The 15,375-nt window shown below is 60.8% G+C and carries 15 protein-coding genes; 8 read left to right on the top strand and 7 right to left on the bottom strand.

Features of this window, described 5'->3' with window-relative positions; all coding sequences use genetic code 11:
- Position 1: 1 nt before the first annotated feature.
- The 3 genes from H097_RS04985 to H097_RS04975 form a co-directional block, all read right to left on the bottom strand.
- Positions 2-460: a tripartite tricarboxylate transporter TctB family protein gene (locus H097_RS04985; protein WP_032857911.1), complete on the bottom strand. Its 459-nt coding sequence runs from the start codon at positions 458-460 to the stop codon at positions 2-4.
- A 145-nt stretch (positions 461-605) separates the two neighbouring features.
- A complete protein-coding gene (locus H097_RS04980) occupies positions 606-1,547 on the bottom strand; it encodes a tripartite tricarboxylate transporter substrate binding protein (RefSeq protein ID WP_223232742.1) in 942 nt (313 codons plus the stop codon).
- Positions 1,548-1,634: 87 nt separating this feature from the next.
- Positions 1,635-2,927 carry an OprD family porin gene (locus tag H097_RS04975; protein ID WP_032857906.1) on the bottom strand — a complete coding sequence of 431 codons (1,293 nt, stop codon included), beginning with the start codon at positions 2,925-2,927 and terminating at the stop codon, positions 1,635-1,637.
- Positions 2,928-3,173: 246 nt separating this feature from the next.
- Here H097_RS04975 and H097_RS04970 point away from each other — a divergent pair, with 246 nt between their 5' ends.
- A complete protein-coding gene (locus H097_RS04970; RefSeq protein WP_029299087.1) occupies positions 3,174-3,845 on the top strand; it encodes a response regulator in 672 nt (223 codons plus the stop codon).
- Positions 3,838-5,223: a sensor histidine kinase gene (locus H097_RS04965; RefSeq protein WP_032857903.1), complete on the top strand. Its 1,386-nt coding sequence runs from the start codon at positions 3,838-3,840 to the stop codon at positions 5,221-5,223. Before H097_RS04970 ends, H097_RS04965 begins: the two co-directional genes overlap by 8 nt.
- Before the next feature lie 16 nt (positions 5,224-5,239).
- Here the strand turns inward: H097_RS04965 and H097_RS04960 are convergent, their stop codons facing one another.
- Entirely contained in the window at positions 5,240-6,061 is an 822-nt protein-coding gene (locus tag H097_RS04960; protein WP_032857900.1) for an HDOD domain-containing protein, read from the bottom strand.
- 36 nt (positions 6,062-6,097) lie between these two features.
- Positions 6,098-7,039 (bottom strand): folate-binding protein YgfZ, encoded by a 942-nt coding sequence (locus H097_RS04955; RefSeq protein ID WP_032857897.1) that lies wholly within the window; start codon positions 7,037-7,039, stop codon positions 6,098-6,100.
- 137 nt (positions 7,040-7,176) lie between these two features.
- Here H097_RS04955 and H097_RS04950 point away from each other — a divergent pair, with 137 nt between their 5' ends.
- A complete protein-coding gene (locus tag H097_RS04950; protein ID WP_017736358.1) occupies positions 7,177-7,431 on the top strand; it encodes a succinate dehydrogenase assembly factor 2 in 255 nt (84 codons plus the stop codon).
- The gene (locus H097_RS04945; protein WP_032857894.1) at positions 7,415-7,867 is read left to right on the top strand and encodes a protein YgfX; all 453 of its coding nucleotides are present in this window, start codon (positions 7,415-7,417) and stop codon (positions 7,865-7,867) included. The genes H097_RS04950 and H097_RS04945 overlap by 17 nt, the downstream gene beginning before the upstream one ends.
- Here H097_RS04945 and nadB read toward each other — a convergent pair.
- Positions 7,836-9,452 carry an L-aspartate oxidase gene (nadB, locus tag H097_RS04940; RefSeq protein ID WP_032857891.1) on the bottom strand — a complete coding sequence of 539 codons (1,617 nt, stop codon included), beginning with the start codon at positions 9,450-9,452 and terminating at the stop codon, positions 7,836-7,838. The genes H097_RS04945 and nadB overlap by 32 nt on opposite strands.
- Before the next feature lie 471 nt (positions 9,453-9,923).
- Between nadB and rpoE the strand changes: the two genes are divergently transcribed.
- The 4 genes from rpoE (at position 9,924) to H097_RS04920 (ending at position 13,782) form a co-directional block, all read left to right on the top strand.
- The gene (gene rpoE, locus H097_RS04935; protein ID WP_003172477.1) at positions 9,924-10,505 is read left to right on the top strand and encodes an RNA polymerase sigma factor RpoE; all 582 of its coding nucleotides are present in this window, start codon (positions 9,924-9,926) and stop codon (positions 10,503-10,505) included.
- 32 nt (positions 10,506-10,537) lie between these two features.
- Positions 10,538-11,125: an RseA family anti-sigma factor gene (locus H097_RS04930; RefSeq protein WP_032857888.1), complete on the top strand. Its 588-nt coding sequence runs from the start codon at positions 10,538-10,540 to the stop codon at positions 11,123-11,125.
- Positions 11,126-11,141: 16 nt separating this feature from the next.
- On the top strand, positions 11,142-12,098 hold the full coding sequence (locus H097_RS04925; RefSeq protein WP_032857886.1) for a MucB/RseB C-terminal domain-containing protein: 957 nt from the start codon (positions 11,142-11,144) through the stop codon (positions 12,096-12,098).
- Between the two features lie 256 nt (positions 12,099-12,354).
- On the top strand, positions 12,355-13,782 hold the full coding sequence (locus H097_RS04920) for a DegQ family serine endoprotease (RefSeq protein WP_174553303.1): 1,428 nt from the start codon (positions 12,355-12,357) through the stop codon (positions 13,780-13,782).
- A 73-nt stretch (positions 13,783-13,855) separates the two neighbouring features.
- On the opposite strand, the gene H097_RS04915 is transcribed toward H097_RS04920, so the two are convergent.
- On the bottom strand, positions 13,856-15,289 hold the full coding sequence (locus H097_RS04915) for a M48 family metalloprotease (protein WP_032857881.1): 1,434 nt from the start codon (positions 15,287-15,289) through the stop codon (positions 13,856-13,858).
- Positions 15,290-15,375: the final 86 nt, after the last annotated feature.

Genomic DNA, 15,375 nt, shown 5'->3' with positions numbered 1-15,375 from the left:
ATCAGTTCTCCAGAACGTCGAGCAGACCGAGGGGCAGTGGCACGTCCATGGTTTTATCGAACAGCAGATAAAGACCGATGCTCATCAAGGTGATGATCACCGCGCTGGGCAACCAGCGGCCGCCATACAGCCGAGCCATCGGTATACCAATCAGAATGCTGCTGAGAATGAAGCCCAGGGGTTCGAAAGTGCCGGCAAACACCAGCAGCAGGGCCACGCAGATCCCGATCTTGATCAGGGTCGGGCGGTCCAGCGCCGGCTCATCGTCGGTGTGTTTGGTCGGTTGTGGGCGAATCAGCATGTAGAGCAGTGCCAGCCCCATCAGCCCGATCAACAACAGCGGGAAGGCCCGAGGCCCTACGGGCTCGTAGGAAAAGGCCGCCTGATACGGCCAGGCCATCAGCGCCAGGCCGATACAGGCCAGTAACATCACGGCAGCGAAAATGCGTTGTAAGAGCATGGAAAACTCCAGGGCCACCTTTGTAGGAGCGAGCTTGCTCGCGAAAAACGTCAACGAAAACGCGGCTCATCTGGTTTGACGCGGCGCTCTCACGTTCTTTGCGAGCAAGCTCGCTCCTACAGCGGCATTACATGACAGGGGGCGATTACTGGATCAGGCCGAACTCTTTGGCCAGCACTTTGTAGTCAGCCACCTGTTTTTTCACGTAGGTGTCCAGCTCCTGGCCGGTCATGGCAAACGGGAACAGCTCGCGCTGGTCACGCAGCTTGGCGAACTCTTCGGAGGCCAGCAGTTTGTCGAAGGCAGCTTTCCACCAGGCGTAGTCTTCATCGCTGACTTTTGGCCCGAGGTAGAAACCGCGCACCACTGGCCACACGATGTCGTAGCCTTGTTCCTTGGCGGTCGGAATGTCTTTCATTTCCGGTTCGTCGAGGCGGTTTTCCGCGAACACGGCCAGCAGGCGCATATCGCCGCTCTGGATGTGCGGCATGGAGTCGGAGATGTCGGTACTGCCCACCTGGATGTGGCCGCCGAGCAGCGCCGTGGCGATTTCGCCGCCACCTTCGAGCGCCACATAACGCAGGTCACGCGGGTTGATCCCGGCGGCCTTGGCGATCAGCGCGGTTTGCATCCAGTCCTGGCTGCCGACGGTGCCGCCGGAACCAATCACGACCTTGCTCGGATCTTTCTTCAGTGCCTGGACCAGATCGTCGAGGGTCTTGTAGGGCGAATCGGTTTTCACCGCGATGGCGCCATAGCTGGTGCCAACCGCCGCCAGCCAGCGCACGTTGGTTTCATCGAAACGACCAAATTTGCCTTGGGCCAGGTTCAGCAGCGAGCCACTGGACCAGGCCACCAACGTACCGGCATCCGCCGGGCGCTGGGCCACCACTGCGTTGTAGGCCACCGCGCCCACGCCGCCCGGCATGTAGGTCACACGCATGGGCTTGGTCAAAAGCTTTTCGTTGACCAGCGCGCTTTGCGCCAGCTTGCAAGTCAGGTCAAAACCGCCGCCAGGGGAGGCGGGGGCAATGCATTCCGGGCGCTTGGGTTCGCCGGCGGCCAGCAATTGGCCGGCAAACAGCATGCAGCCGGCGGCCAGGGCAAATTTACGCAGTGATGAGGACATGGGGTACTCCGTCATTGTTGTTATTGGGGGAAGTGACGTTCAGGTTTACCAAAGTGCGACGCTGTAGCTGACCAGTACGCGCATTTCATCTGCGTCCCGGGCCGAGTAATTGGAGCGGTAGGTGGCGTTACGCAGGCGCACGGCCACGTCCTTGAACGTACCGCTTTGCACTACGTACTTGATTTCAGTGTTGCGTTCCCACTCTTTGCCGGTGTCGCCGTTCTTGAGTTTGATATTGTCGCCGGACAGGTAGCGGCTCATGAAACTCAGGCCGGGAATCCCCAGTTTGGCGAAGTCGTAATCGTAGCGGGCCTGCCAGGAGCGTTCTTCGGCGCCGGCAAAGTCATTGATCTGTACGAAGTTGACCAGGTACGGGTCGCTGCCATCCACATACGGGAACGCGCTGTCGCCGGACATGTGCTGGTAGCCGGCGCTCAGTTTATGGCCGTTGAGGGCGTAGCTGAAAATGCCGTTGAGGGATTTGTTATCAATGCTGCCACCGCGCGCGCTACCGGTGTCATCGCTGATCGCCAGGCGCAGGTCGGTGGCGAAGGTGCCAGGGCCCATCGGGCGGGAGGCGACCAGGCCAAGGAAGTGCTGGCGATACACATCATCGAGCTGGGCGAAGTGGTAGCTGCCAGTGATCTTGTCGGCAAACTTGTAGTCCACACCACCGAAGTTGAAGTGCTTGCCGGTGGCCCCGCCGACGAAGCGACCATTTTTGTTGTTGAGGGCGATGTCCTCGTAGTTGCTGTCGTCGCGGTCCTTGGCCTGGTCCAGGCGACCGCCGGTGAACGTCAGGTTCTTGAACTCACTGGAGGTCAGCAGGCCACCGTTGAAAGTCTGCGGCAGGATGCGCCCGTCGTTGGCCTTGAGGATTGGCAACTCAGGGATCAGCGAACCGATTTTCAACTCGGTGGCAGAGATTTTCACTTTGCCGGTCAGGCCCAGCTTGGAGTACTCGTCGGCGGCGCGCCCGTCATCGTGGGTTGGCAGCAGGCCGCTGCCGGTGCGGTCTGGGCTGGAGTCGAGCTTGACCCCGAGCATACCCAGCGCGTCAACGCCAAAGCCGACGGTGCCGTCGGTATAACCCGATTGCAGATTGAGCATGAAGCCCTGGGCCCATTCGTCGCGCTTGGATTGCTGGGCGCTGGTGCCGTCGCGAAAGTCGCGGTTGAAGTACATGTTGCGGGTTTCCAGGGTCGCGCTACTGTCTTCAAAGAAGGCAGCCTGGCTAAGCGGCGAAAAGCCGGCAAGGGCTGCGGCACTGGCGAGGGCGGTCTGGGTCAGGCGGGAAAAACGAACAGGCGGGCAAGCGTGGGGCTGTGTCGACAGCATCGTGGTGCACTCCGTTATTGTTCTTATTTGGCGAAAACGCATCGAGGCGTTTTTCGGGCGCTATCGGTGAAATAGCTCGGAGGGTGTAACCATCCGTTTCTGGATGCTAATCGGCGAACCTTTCACTAACCTTTCAGCGCCCTTTCAATGTTTTCGGGCTTCACAGCACAGGCAGCGGCTGTAAACTGCGCCGCGAGTTGGTAAACACAGGGCGGTATCGACCACCCCTTAACGAGGTACAAAACCATGCGTGTCCTGCTCGTCGAAGACCATCTGCAACTGGCCGAAAGTGTTGCCCAGGCGCTCAAGAGCACCGGGTTGACGGTCGATGTGTTGCACGATGGCGTGGCTGCGGACCTGGCCTTGAGCAGCGAGGAGTACGCCGTGGCGATCCTCGATGTGGGCTTGCCGCGCATGGATGGCTTCGAGGTGCTGGCGCGCTTGCGGGCCCGTGGGAAAAATCTTCCGGTGTTGATGCTCACTGCCCGCAGTGATGTAAAGGATCGGGTGCATGGCCTGAACCTGGGCGCCGATGACTACCTGGCCAAACCCTTTGAATTGACCGAGCTGGAGGCCAGGGTCAAGGCCCTGCTGCGGCGCAGCGTGCTGGGCGGTGAGCGCCAGCAGACTTGTGGTGTGCTGGTGTATGACGTGGAAACCCGGCGCTTCACCCTCGGCGGTGAACTGCTGACGTTGACCTCTCGCGAACAGGCGGTGCTCGAAGCACTGATCGCCCGGCCTGGCCGGGTCATGAGCAAGGAGCAACTGGCGTCCCAGGTGTTTGGCCTGGATGAAGAAGCCAGCCCCGATGCCATCGAAATCTATGTGCACCGCTTGCGTAAGAAACTCGACGGCCAGCCGGTCGCCATCGTTACCTTCCGCGGCCTTGGCTACCTGCTGGAAGCCCGCGATGCGTAAGCACAGCAGCCTGCGTTGGCGCCTGCTGTGGAACCTGGCGCTGCTGTTGGTGGTGCTGATGCTGGCCAGCGGCCTGAGCGCGTACTGGAATGGTCGCGAGGCGGCAGACACCGCCTACGATCGCACCTTGTTGGCTTCGGCGCGGACCATCGCCGCCGGGCTGTCCCAGCGCGACGGCACCTTGAGCGCCGATGTGCCCTACGTGGCCTTGGACACATTCGCCTATGACAGCGCCGGGCGGATCTACTATCAGGTCAATGATATTCACCAGAAGCTGATTTCTGGCTACGAACACCTGCCAGGCCCGCCGCCGGGCACGCCGCGCACCGACGATTACCCGGCCCTGGCGCGTTTTTATAACGCCAAGTACCAGGGGCAGAATGTGCGGGTGGTGAGCTTGCTCAAGGCGGTGTCGGAGCCGAACATGAATGGCATGGCAGAAATCCGCGTCGCAGAGACCGACGAGGCCCGTGTCAGCATGGCTCGCAGCCTGATGGCCGACACCCTGTTGCGTCTGGGCATGCTGGCCATCGGCGCCTTGCTGCTGGTGTGGTTTGCGGTGAGCGCGGCGCTGCGTCCGCTGGAACGTTTGCGCACGGCGGTGGAAGAACGCCAGCCGGACGATTTGCGGCCGCTGCCGCTGGTTGAAGTGCAGCACGAACTCGGGCCGTTGGTACGGGCGTTGAACCACTTTACCGAACGCCTGCGCGGGCAGTTCGAGCGCCAGGCCCAGTTTATTGCCGATGCATCCCACGAGTTGCGCACCCCGCTGGCGGCGCTCAAGGCCCGCCTGGAACTGGGCCTGCGCGCCGAAGAACCGGCCATCTGGCGCAGCACCCTGGAAACGGCGGCGCAAGGTACGGATCGCCTGACCCACCTGGCCAATCAGTTGCTGTCCCTGGCACGTATCGAAAACGGCGCGCGGGCGATTGCCGAGGGTGGCGCGCAGTTGCTCGACCTCAGTCAATTGGCCCGTGAACTGGGCATGGCCATGGCGCCCCTGGCGCATGCGCGGGGTGTGGCGCTGGCGTTGGAGGCGGATCAGCCGGTGTGGTTGCGCGGTGAGCCGACCCTGCTGAACGAGCTGTTGAGCAACCTGGTGGATAATGCCCTGGCGCACACGCCATCAGGTGGCAATGTGATTTTGCGGGTCACGGCGCCGGCGGTATTGGAAGTGGAAGATGATGGCCCGGGCATCCCGCTGGACGAGCGCGACCGGGTGTTCGAGCGCTTCTATCGGCGTAACCAGCAGGGCGCGGGTTCGGGGCTGGGGTTGGCGATTGTCGGGGAAATCTGCCGTGCGCACCTGGCCCAGATCAGCCTGCATGATGGTGCGCTGAAAGGGCTCAAGGTGCGGGTAAGCTTTATTGCCGGTTAACAGCGTTGGCGCTGGGTCAGTAGAACATCGAACGTGCTTCGTCCAGCTCGCTGCGCACCGCTTCATTGAGCGGGTCGATACGCAGCTTCTTGAGCGCCGGTAGGTTCGACAGGGCAGCGTTGGCCAGCGGGTGATCAGTGTTTTTGTGGCAATACAGCACGGCCACCTGTACCAGGTCGATATAGTCCAGGCTGGCCGAGTCGCGCTCCAGGTCCTGATAATGGCCGGGCACATTCACCAGCATTTCCGGAAAGTCCCAACCCCGCAGCAGCTTGTCCCCCAGCAACGGGTGAATGTTATCAATCACATGATTGAGGCTGACCGGGTCGGACAGCAACTCGTAGTGGTCTTCGGCGTAGGTCAGGATCGGCAGCACGCCGATCTGATGCACCAGCCCGCCGAGCGCCGCCTGGTCCGGTTTGAGCTGGCTGTGGTTGCGGCACAAGGCATAGCACACGCCCGCGACTTCGAGGCTGCGACGCCAGACGTCGCGCATCTTTTGTTCGACGACGTCGGAGCGGGCATGGAATATCTGTTCCATCACCAGGCCAATCGCCAGGTTGCTGCTGTAGTTGGTGCCCAGGCGGGTGATGGCGGTGTGCAGGTCGGTGACTTCCTGGGATGCGCGCAACAATGGGCTGTTGACTACCTTGATCAGCCGCGCCGTCAGGGCGGTATCGCGGCCGATGACCTTGCTCAGGTGGCTGATGCTGATTTCTGGGTCTTCGGCGGCCTGACGAATTTTCAGGGCCACTTCCGGTAACGTGGGCAGAACCAGGTCATCGTTATCGATGGCCATCACCAACGCCTGTTGGACTTTTTCCGCCAGTTTGTTCATTCATGCTCTCTAGGGTGCTGCAAAAGGGTATGGCGATTAACGCTGGATCTCGCGATCACGGTCCAGTGGGTAGGGCAGGTCGAGCAACTTGAGGCCTGGGCCTTCCAACGCACCTAAATGCACATCGCCACTGTCGGCTGCTTCGGCTTGCAGCACCGCCAGAAGTTCAATCCCTTCGTCGGCCCGGGCGGCAATCACCACCTCGCCGATGGCACTGTTATGGCTGGGGGCAAACAGGGGTGTGCCAGGCTCGGGCAGTTCGGTGCCTTCCAGGCTCAGGCGGTACAGGCGCCGCTTGAGTTTGCCCAGGTATTGCATGCGGGCGACGATTTCCTGGCCGGTGTAGCAGCCTTTCTTGAAGCTCACGCCACCGACCGCTTGCAGGTTGAGCATCTGCGGGATGAACATCTCGCGGGTCTGGGCCATGACTTGGCCGATGCCGGCGCGGACCTGCCCCAGCAGCCAGGCATTGAGATCGCCTGCGGCCATTTGTGCGGCCAGTTGGCTGCGCAGGGTGTCGGCTTGTGCCGCAGGTGCCCAGAGTTCGGCGCGGCCAGGGGACACGCGAATGGCGATCAGATCATCTGTACGGGCCACGCTGTCGGTGTCGGCTGGCAGTTCCAGGCCCAGGCCGATGAGTGCCTGATCGGCGTTCACCAGGCCAAAGCGTGCCCAGGCAGCGCTTTCGTCAGTCAGCTTGGACTTGGAAAACACCGCGTACTTCTTCAGGTCTGCCAGTTGTGCTTCCAGCAGTTCGCTGGCCATGGCCAGCAGCACGCCGTCACCTTGCAGCACGATACGGAAGCTCGACTGCATGCGTCCCTTTTGGGTGCAACGCGCGCCGAGGCTGGCATGGGTGTCGTTGAGGTAGTTGAGGTTGCAGGTCAGTTGCCCCTGGAGGAACTTGGCCGCGTCAGCGCCGCGAACGGCCAGGACGCCTTCGTGGGACAGGGGGCAGAAGAAAGCAGAGTCAGCCATGGGTCATCGCAGTTGGAAAGTCATGGGTGCATCATAGAGGGGCGCCCGGCAAATGGGTAGTTTCATCAGCCCGACCAAAGCCGACTGTTCCGAGGGGCGTGGGCCTGTATACTTGCGCCCTATTTGAGGAGCGCTCCATGGTCGAAGATGTAGAAATCAATCGCCTGTACTGGCACAGCCGTCGCGGCATGCTGGAGTTGGATGTGTTGTTGGTGCCGTTCACCAAAGAGGTGTACGCGACCCTCGATAAGGTAGACCGCGACCTCTACGTCAGGCTGCTGACCTGCGAAGACCAGGACATGTTCGGTTGGTTCATGGAACGTGCCGAGTCAGAAGACCCGGAGCTGCAACGCATGGTCCGGATGATCCTGGATCGTGTCCAGCCCAAGTAATGCCTTCGAATGCCGCTGGCAGGCCTCGGGGCTGTTGCTGGCGGCGTATCTCTTTGCCCTGTGCCTTGCGCTGCTTGCGCTGTGCTTTCTCGATGTACCTCTGCTGATTGCCGTCCTCGGTGCCGTGGCGTGCCTGGCTCATGCCGTGTGGACGCTGCCGCGCTCTATTCGCCTGACTCACCCTTCGTCGGTTCGTGGCCTGCGCCGTACTGCTGATGGCTGGCAGTTGTGGAGCGTGGCACGGGGCTGGCACCGTGTGCAGTTGCGTCCCGACAGCCTGGCATTGCCGTTGATCGTGGTGCTGCGCTACCGGTTGCCGGGTGATTGGCGAGTGCGCTCGATCTGTGTGCCGCGCGATTCGCAGGTCGCCGATGTGCATCGGCGCCTGCGGGTGCGCTTGAAGTTCAGTCGCCGTAGGTGGTTGGCACCAGGATAGTGTCGAGGGCCTCTGGCAGCATCTGCGGATAGTCGAGGGTGTAATGCAGGCCCCGGCTTTCCTTGCGCGCCATGGCCGAGCGGATCATCAGCTCGGCGACCTGGGCCAGGTTGCGCAACTCGATCAGGTCGCGACTGACCTTGTAGTTACTGTAGAACTCATCGATCTCATCGAGCAGCAACCGCACCCGATGCTGTGCCCGCGCCAAGCGCTTGTTGGTGCGCACGATCCCCACGTAGTCCCACATGAAGCGCCGCAGCTCGTCCCAGTTGTGGGCGATGATCACGTCCTCGTCCGAGTCGGTGACCTGGCTGGCGTCCCAGCGGGGCAGGGCGGCCGGCACCGGGATGCGCGGCAGTTGTTCGAGGATATCGGCAGCAGCGGAGCGGGCGTAGACGAAGCATTCGAGCAGCGAGTTGCTGGCCATGCGGTTGGCGCCGTGCAGGCCGGTGAAGCTGGTTTCGCCAATCGCATACAGGCCGGGGACGTCGGTGCGGCCTTGCTGGTCGACCATCACCCCGCCACAGGTGTAGTGCGCCGCCGGGACCACCGGGATCGGCCCTTTGGTGATATCGATATTGAAGGTCAGGCAGCGTTCGTAGACCGTCGGGAAGTGGGTCTTGATGAAGTCGGCGGGCTTGTGGCTGATGTCCAGGTAGACGCAGTCGATGCCCAGGCGCTTCATTTCGTGGTCGATGGCGCGGGCCACGATATCCCGGGGTGCCAGCTCGGCCCGCGGGTCGAAGCGCTGCATGAAGCGCTCGCCATTGGGCAGCTTCAAGTGCGCGCCTTCACCCCGCAGGGCTTCGGTGATCAGGAAACTCTTGGCCTGGGGGTGATACAGGCAGGTGGGGTGAAACTGGTTGAATTCCAGGTTCGCCACCCGGCAGCCGGAGCGCCAGGCCATGGCGATGCCATCCCCGCAGGCGCCATCGGGGTTGCTGGTATAGAGGTAGACTTTGGCGGCGCCACCTGACGCGAGGATGGTGAAACGCGCGCCGTAGGTATCGACTTCACCACTGGCGCGATTGAGGACGTAGGCGCCCAGGCAGCGCTCGCCGGCCAGACCCAGGCGTTTTTCGGTGATCAGGTCGACCGCAACCCGTTGCTCCAGCAGTTCGATATTCGGCCGCAGCCGAGCCTGGGCGAGCAGGGTCTTGAAGATCGCGGCGCCGGTCGCATCGGCGGCATGAATGATGCGTCGATGGCTGTGGCCGCCTTCGCGGGTCAGGTGGAACTCGAAACCTCCGTCATCACTGCCGGCATGCTCGTCGCGGGTAAACGGCACACCCTGGTCGATCAGCCACTGGATGGCTTCGCGGCTGTGCTCGACGGTGAAACGCACCGCGTCTTCATTGCACAGGCCGCCGCCGGCGTTGAGGGTGTCTTCAACGTGGGATTGCACCGTGTCGGTGTCATCCAGCACGGCGGCAACCCCGCCCTGCGCCCAGAACGTCGAGCCGTTGGCCAGGTCGCCCTTGCTCAGTACGGCTATGCGCAGATGGCTCGGCAGGGTCAGCGCAAGGCTCAGGCCTGCGGCGCCGCTGCCAATCACCAGGACATCGTGTTGAAACTGTTGGCTCATTTATGGGATTCCGCAAAAAGCGATCCGAAGGGTTGGCGCAAACAGGACGCCTGGATCGGCGAATCAAAGGGTCACACGGCCCACTAGTATATAGAGGGGGGGATCGGCACAATAGTCGGGCATTCGTGGCATTGTGAGACTACGGTGAACGAACTGCACGGCTTTTGATGAGGCGTTCTGGTATCGAAACGGGAACTTTTACACTCGTTCCGACTCTATAACAGGATGCCCGAAAGCTGGGAATGCGTTGGTTTTATTGAGCGGCCTGGAGCATGAGGCGTGTCAGCAAACCGGCGACAAGATTATTCACGCAGCCGGCTATGCCCGCGCTGCGTTTTTCGTGTGTGCCAAAACAGAGCCCACCGGAAACTTGCTTGAAGGGGGAGAACTTTTGCGAAAAGTCCTAGTCTATGTTTGCAAGCCTGATCGTTTAGTGATGCAAGCCTCCTTCAAGTTCAACGAGGAGTGTTCATGCTAACCCAGGAAGAGGATCAGCAGCTGGTCGAGCGCGTTCAGCGCGGCGACAAGCGCGCATTTGATCTGCTAGTGCTGAAATACCAGCACAAAATTCTCGGGTTGATCGTGCGGTTTGTGCACGACACCCATGAAGCGCAGGACGTTGCACAGGAGGCCTTTATCAAGGCTTACCGTGCACTCGGTAATTTTCGCGGTGACAGTGCGTTCTACACGTGGCTGTACCGCATCGCCATCAACACGGCGAAGAACTATCTGGTGTCTCGCGGACGCCGCCCGCCAGATAGTGATGTGAGTTCGGAAGATGCAGAATTTTACGATGGTGATCACGGCCTCAAGGATTTGGAGTCGCCGGAGCGTGCATTGCTGCGCGACGAGATTGAAGGCACCGTCCATCGCACTATTCAGCAACTGCCAGAAGATTTGCGTACGGCGTTAACTTTACGTGAATTCGATGGTCTGAGTTACGAGGACATTGCGAGCGTCATGCAATGTCCGGTGGGGACCGTACGCTCCCGGATTTTCCGGGCTCGGGAAGCCATCGATAAAGCCCTGCAACCGTTGTTGCAGGAAAACTAAAGACAGCGGCGACAGCCAAGAGAGGAACCGCCATGAGTCGTGATGCCCTGCAGGAATCGCTGTCCGCAGTGATGGATAACGAAGCGGATGAATTGGAACTTCGTCGAGTGCTCAACGCATTTGATGACGCCGAAACCCGTGATACCTGGTCTCGTTACCAAGTCGCTCGGGCGGTGATGCACAAGGATCTACTAATCCCTCGTCTGGATATTGCTGCGGCCGTTTCTGCTGCGCTGGCCGATGAAGCCGTTCCGGCAAAAGTTGCGCGTGGTCCTTGGCGTAGCCTGGGTCGCCTGGCAGTCGCTGCTTCGGTAACTGTGGCCGTACTGGCCGGTGTGCGCCTGTACAACCAGGACGAGATCGCCGGTGCAGAACTGGCCCAGCAAACCCAGCAGCCGGTCATGGCCGGTCCGCAGGTCAAAGGCCCAGCCGTACTGGCCGGCTACAAGGAAAGCGCTGAAACACCTGGCCCGATGGCCAATGGCGTGCTTCAGGGGCAATCCGGCTGGCAGGACCAGCGTCTGCCAGGTTACCTGCGTCAGCACGCTCAGGAGTCGGCAGTAAAAGGCACTGAAAGCGCATTGCCTTACGCTCGCGCTGCAAACCTGGAAAACCGCTAGACCGCTAAGGAGCCTTATGCGTGCCATACCGCTCCTTGCGCTTTTGCTCAGTGGCTGGTTTGCAGCTCCTGCCCAAGCGGATGAAGGCCAGGATTGGCTGAAACGCCTTGGGCGGGCAGGGCAGCAAAACTACCAGGGCACGTTCATCTACGAGCGTAACGGTAGTTTTTCTACCCATGAGATCTGGCATCGCGTCCAGAATGGCCAGGTTCATGAGCGCTTGTTGCAGCTCGATGGATCGGCTCAGGAACTTGTCCGTATCGATGGACGCATCCAATGCGTTACCGGCAGCTTGGTGGCCGGCGTCGATAACTCCCCGGGCGCTCCCGCCCACGTATTCGATCCACAAAAGCTCAATACGTTTTACGAGATTGCCGTCAGCGGAAAATCGCTTGTGGCCGGGCGTAAAGCGGTGATCGTATCGTTGACCCCGCGTGACCAGTACCGCTATGGGTTTGAGCTGCACCTGGACCGTGAAACCGCACTGCCTCTCAAGTCGCTGTTGATTAACGACAAGGGGCAATTGCTGGAGCGGTTCCAGTTCACTCAACTTGAGACAACACTCCCTGATGAGCGTGATCTGCAGCCTGGCAGCGACTGCAAGCCATTGACGTCGTCCAGCAGCAAGACTTCAGCGGTGACGGGCCAGCCCCAGGCTTGGCATACGCAATGGTTGCCGCCAGGGTTCGAGTTGACCCGCAGTGACGCGCGCAAGGATCCCAAGACCCAGGTAGTTGTAAGCAGTCTGATGTATGAGGATGGGCTCGCGCGATTTTCACTGTTTCTTGAACCTGTAACGGGCGAGGTCGCCCCCGAAAGTCGTGTTCAGCTTGGGCCTACGGTTGCCGTATCCCGCCGCATGAGTACGCCTCAAGGCGAGATTGTCGCGACGGTTGTCGGTGAAATCCCGATGGGCACCGCTGAACGGATTGCCCTCTCTGTTCGCAGCGGTCCGGCGCCCGAAAAGCCGTGAACCGTTAATCCTGTGCTCATCCAGATCGTTCACAGTGCGGCAGGAGACAGGCGATGGCTGCCTTGCTCTTGTGCCGAGAACATGAAATGTCTGGAGAGTATTTTCACTTGCAAAATCTCCTTATGTTTTTTATAGGTCAACTCCTCGGCTCTGGCCTTGCGTTGTTCACGCAATATTGACGTCGGTAGTAGTAGTCTTCGGCGTTTATTGAACCCTGTCGCCCAACCCTGCTCGTCGTAACGGGAGCTGTATGTCGATACCACGTTTGAAATCTTACCTATCCATAGTCGCCACGGTGCTGGTGCTGGGTCAGGCCATTTCCGCGCAAGCGGCGGAGTTGCCTGACTTCACCCAACTGGTGGAGCAGGCTTCGCCTGCCGTGGTGAACATCAGTACCACCCAGAAGCTGCCGGATCGTAAAGTCTCGAACCAGCAGATGCCCGACCTTGAAGGCTTGCCGCCAATGCTGCGCGAATTCTTCGAGCGCGGCATGCCCCAGCCGCGTTCGCCACGCGGCGGCGGCGGTGGTCAGCGTGAGGCCCAATCCCTGGGCTCGGGCTTTATCATTTCGCCAGACGGCTACATCCTGACCAACAATCACGTGATTGCCGACGCTGACGAAATCCTCGTGCGCCTGGCTGACCGCAGTGAACTCAAGGCCAAGCTGGTCGGCACCGATCCGCGTTCGGACGTTGCCTTGCTGAAGATCGAAGGCAAAGACCTGCCGGTGTTGAAGCTGGGCAAATCCCAGGACCTCAAGGCCGGGCAATGGGTGGTGGCCATCGGTTCGCCGTTTGGCTTTGACCATACGGTGACCCAAGGCATCGTCAGTGCCATCGGCCGCAGCCTGCCGAACGAAAACTATGTACCGTTCATCCAGACCGACGTGCCGATCAACCCGGGTAACTCCGGTGGCCCGCTGTTCAACCTGGCGGGCGAAGTGGTGGGGATCAACTCGCAGATCTACACCCGTTCCGGTGGATTCATGGGCGTCTCCTTCGCTATCCCGATTGATGTGGCCCTGGACGTTTCCAACCAACTCAAGGACGGTGGCAAGGTCAGCCGTGGCTGGTTGGGCGTGGTGATCCAGGAAGTGAACAAAGACCTGGCTGAGTCCTTTGGCCTGGACAAGCCGGCCGGTGCCCTGGTCGCGCAGATTCAGGATGATGGCCCGGCTGCCAAAGGCGGCTTGAAGGTTGGCGATGTGATTCTGAGCATGAATGGCCAGCCGATTGTCATGTCCGCTGACCTGCCGCATCTGGTGGGCGCACTCAAGGCGGGTGGCAAGGCCAAGCTTGAAGTGATCCGTGAAGGCAAGCGCCAGAACGTTGAGTTGACTGTCGGAGCCATTCCGGAGGAAGGCCAGGAGCTCGCTCTGGGTGGTAAATCCGGCGCCGAGCGTAGCAGCAACCGCCTGGGTATCGCCGTGGTCGAGTTGACCGATGAGCAGAAGAAAAGCTTCGACCTCAAGAGCGGTGTGGTGATCAAGGAAGTCCAGGACGGCCCAGCCGCCCTGATCGGCCTGCAACCCGGCGACGTGATTACCCACTTGAACAACCAGGCCATCAACTCCACCAAGGAATTCACCGACATCGCCAAGGCGCTGCCGAAGAATCGCTCGGTGTCGATGCGGGTCCTGCGTCAAGGGCGTGCCAGCTTCATCACCTTCAAGCTGGCTGAGTAATCCGCTAGCTGTTGGTCAATAAAAAGCCCCGCTTTCGAGAGTCGAGAGCGGGGCTTTTTTGTGGGCGCCGGCTTTAGCTCATCATGCCTTTGACGATGCGTTCCTGTTCGATCAGTTCACGTTGGCGCGCGTCGATGCGTGACGACAGGGGGAAGTTGCTGCCGGCTCGGCGCTTGGCAAAGTCCAATTGCTGGATCGCCTGCTGGAAGTCGCCGACCAGTGCGAAGTACTCGGCGCGGGCTTGATGCAAGCCGATGATATTGCCTGACAGGCCACGGGTCTCGGCGACCTGATACCACACATCCGGATCGTCGGAGCGTGACTTGAGCAGACCTTCCAGGGCTTTTTCCGCGTCAGCGGTGCGGTTCTGCTTGAGTAGTAGATCCACGCGCACCTGGTTCAACGGGTAGTTGCTGGGATACTGGGCAAGCATGCGGTCGGTGCGTTGCTGTGCGTCGGGCATGCGATTGTTGGTGATATCCAACTCGATCTGCGCCAGGTTGTAGGTGATGTCATTGGGCGCCTTGGCCAGCAGCGGCTTGAGGGTTTCCCGCGCTTCATTGAGCTGGGTGCCCTTGATCTGGGCGATGGCCAGGCCGTAGCGCGCCACATCGCTTTTCGGGTTCTCATCCAGTTGGGCGCGGAAGCGCTTGGCGGCCAGTCCGGGTGTGTCTTCGTAATACAGCTGTACCCGGGCGCGTATCAGTTGATAGCGCAGGCTGTCTTCCGTACCGCCGACCTTGGCCTGTTCGGCGCGGTTGCGGGTGTCGGCAATCCGCGATTCGGTGACCGGGTGCGTCAGCAGGAATTCTGGTGGCTTGGCATCGAAGCGGTACTGACGCATCAAGCGCTCGAACATGGTCGGCATCGAGCGCGGGTCGTAGCCGGCCTTGACCATGTTGAGGATGCCGATGCGGTCGGCTTCCTGTTCATTTTGCCGGGAGAAGCGCCGCTGCTCCTGGATGGCGGCGGCCTGGCTGCCGGCAATCGCGGCAATCCCGGCATCCCCGGCGCCGGCGGCCGCAGCGATAATCCCACCGAGCAGCGCGGCCATCATCGGGATCTGCATCCGTTGCTGGGCCTCCACGCCACGGGCGAAGTGGCGTTGCGACAGGTGCGCCAATTCGTGGGCCATGACCGAGGCGTATTCGCCTTCGGTCTGGGCATTGAGGAACAGGCCGCCGTTGACCCCGACAATCCCGCCCGGCGCGGCAAATGCGTTGAGTTGCGGGCTGTTGATCAGGATGAACTCCAGGCGCCGGTCGTTGACCTGGCTGGTCTCCACCAACTTGTAGACGCTGGTCTCGACGTAATCCTTGAGTTGCGGGTCATTGAGAACCGAGACCTGGCCGCGCAGGAACGCCAGCCAAGCCCGGCCCAGTTGGTGTTCCTGTTGTGGCGAGACAATGGCAGAACTGGCGTCGCCAAGTGACGGCAGATCGTCGGCGAAGCCTGGAGAGGCAAGCAGGCAAGCTAGCGTCAGCAGGGTAGGGCGCAAAAAAGTCATGCACAAAGCCTTTCGACAAAGACCTTACTGTAGCCGGACACTGAGCCTGGGACCAGATATTCTAAGCACCCTCTGAAGCCGCCTGG

This window comes from Pseudomonas sp. FH4, from assembly GCF_000510915.2.
Lineage (GTDB): Bacteria > Pseudomonadota > Gammaproteobacteria > Pseudomonadales > Pseudomonadaceae > Aquipseudomonas > Aquipseudomonas brenneri.
Note: the sequence above shows the minus strand (reverse complement) of the source record. Positions and strands in the feature narration are given on the sequence as shown.

Excerpts from the sequence above, each read along its gene's own strand:
- H097_RS04985 (WP_032857911.1), bottom strand. The coding sequence starts at position 460 with ATGCTCTTACAACGCATTTTCGCTGCCGTGATGTTACTGGCCTGTATC.
- H097_RS04980 (WP_223232742.1), bottom strand. The coding sequence starts at position 1,547 with ATGCTGTTTGCCGGCCAATTGCTGGCCGCCGGCGAACCCAAGCGCCCG.
- H097_RS04975 (WP_032857906.1), bottom strand. The coding sequence starts at position 2,927 with ATGCTGTCGACACAGCCCCACGCTTGCCCGCCTGTTCGTTTTTCCCGC.
- H097_RS04970 (WP_029299087.1), top strand. The coding sequence starts at position 3,174 with ATGCGTGTCCTGCTCGTCGAAGACCATCTGCAACTGGCCGAAAGTGTT.
- H097_RS04965 (WP_032857903.1), top strand. The coding sequence starts at position 3,838 with ATGCGTAAGCACAGCAGCCTGCGTTGGCGCCTGCTGTGGAACCTGGCG.
- H097_RS04960 (WP_032857900.1), bottom strand. The coding sequence starts at position 6,061 with ATGAACAAACTGGCGGAAAAAGTCCAACAGGCGTTGGTGATGGCCATC.
- H097_RS04955 (WP_032857897.1), bottom strand. The coding sequence starts at position 7,039 with ATGGCTGACTCTGCTTTCTTCTGCCCCCTGTCCCACGAAGGCGTCCTG.
- H097_RS04950 (WP_017736358.1), top strand. The coding sequence starts at position 7,177 with ATGGTCGAAGATGTAGAAATCAATCGCCTGTACTGGCACAGCCGTCGC.
- nadB (WP_032857891.1), bottom strand. The coding sequence starts at position 9,452 with ATGAGCCAACAGTTTCAACACGATGTCCTGGTGATTGGCAGCGGCGCC.
- rpoE (WP_003172477.1), top strand. The coding sequence starts at position 9,924 with ATGCTAACCCAGGAAGAGGATCAGCAGCTGGTCGAGCGCGTTCAGCGC.
- H097_RS04930 (WP_032857888.1), top strand. The coding sequence starts at position 10,538 with ATGAGTCGTGATGCCCTGCAGGAATCGCTGTCCGCAGTGATGGATAAC.
- H097_RS04925 (WP_032857886.1), top strand. The coding sequence starts at position 11,142 with ATGCGTGCCATACCGCTCCTTGCGCTTTTGCTCAGTGGCTGGTTTGCA.
- H097_RS04915 (WP_032857881.1), bottom strand. The coding sequence starts at position 15,289 with ATGACTTTTTTGCGCCCTACCCTGCTGACGCTAGCTTGCCTGCTTGCC.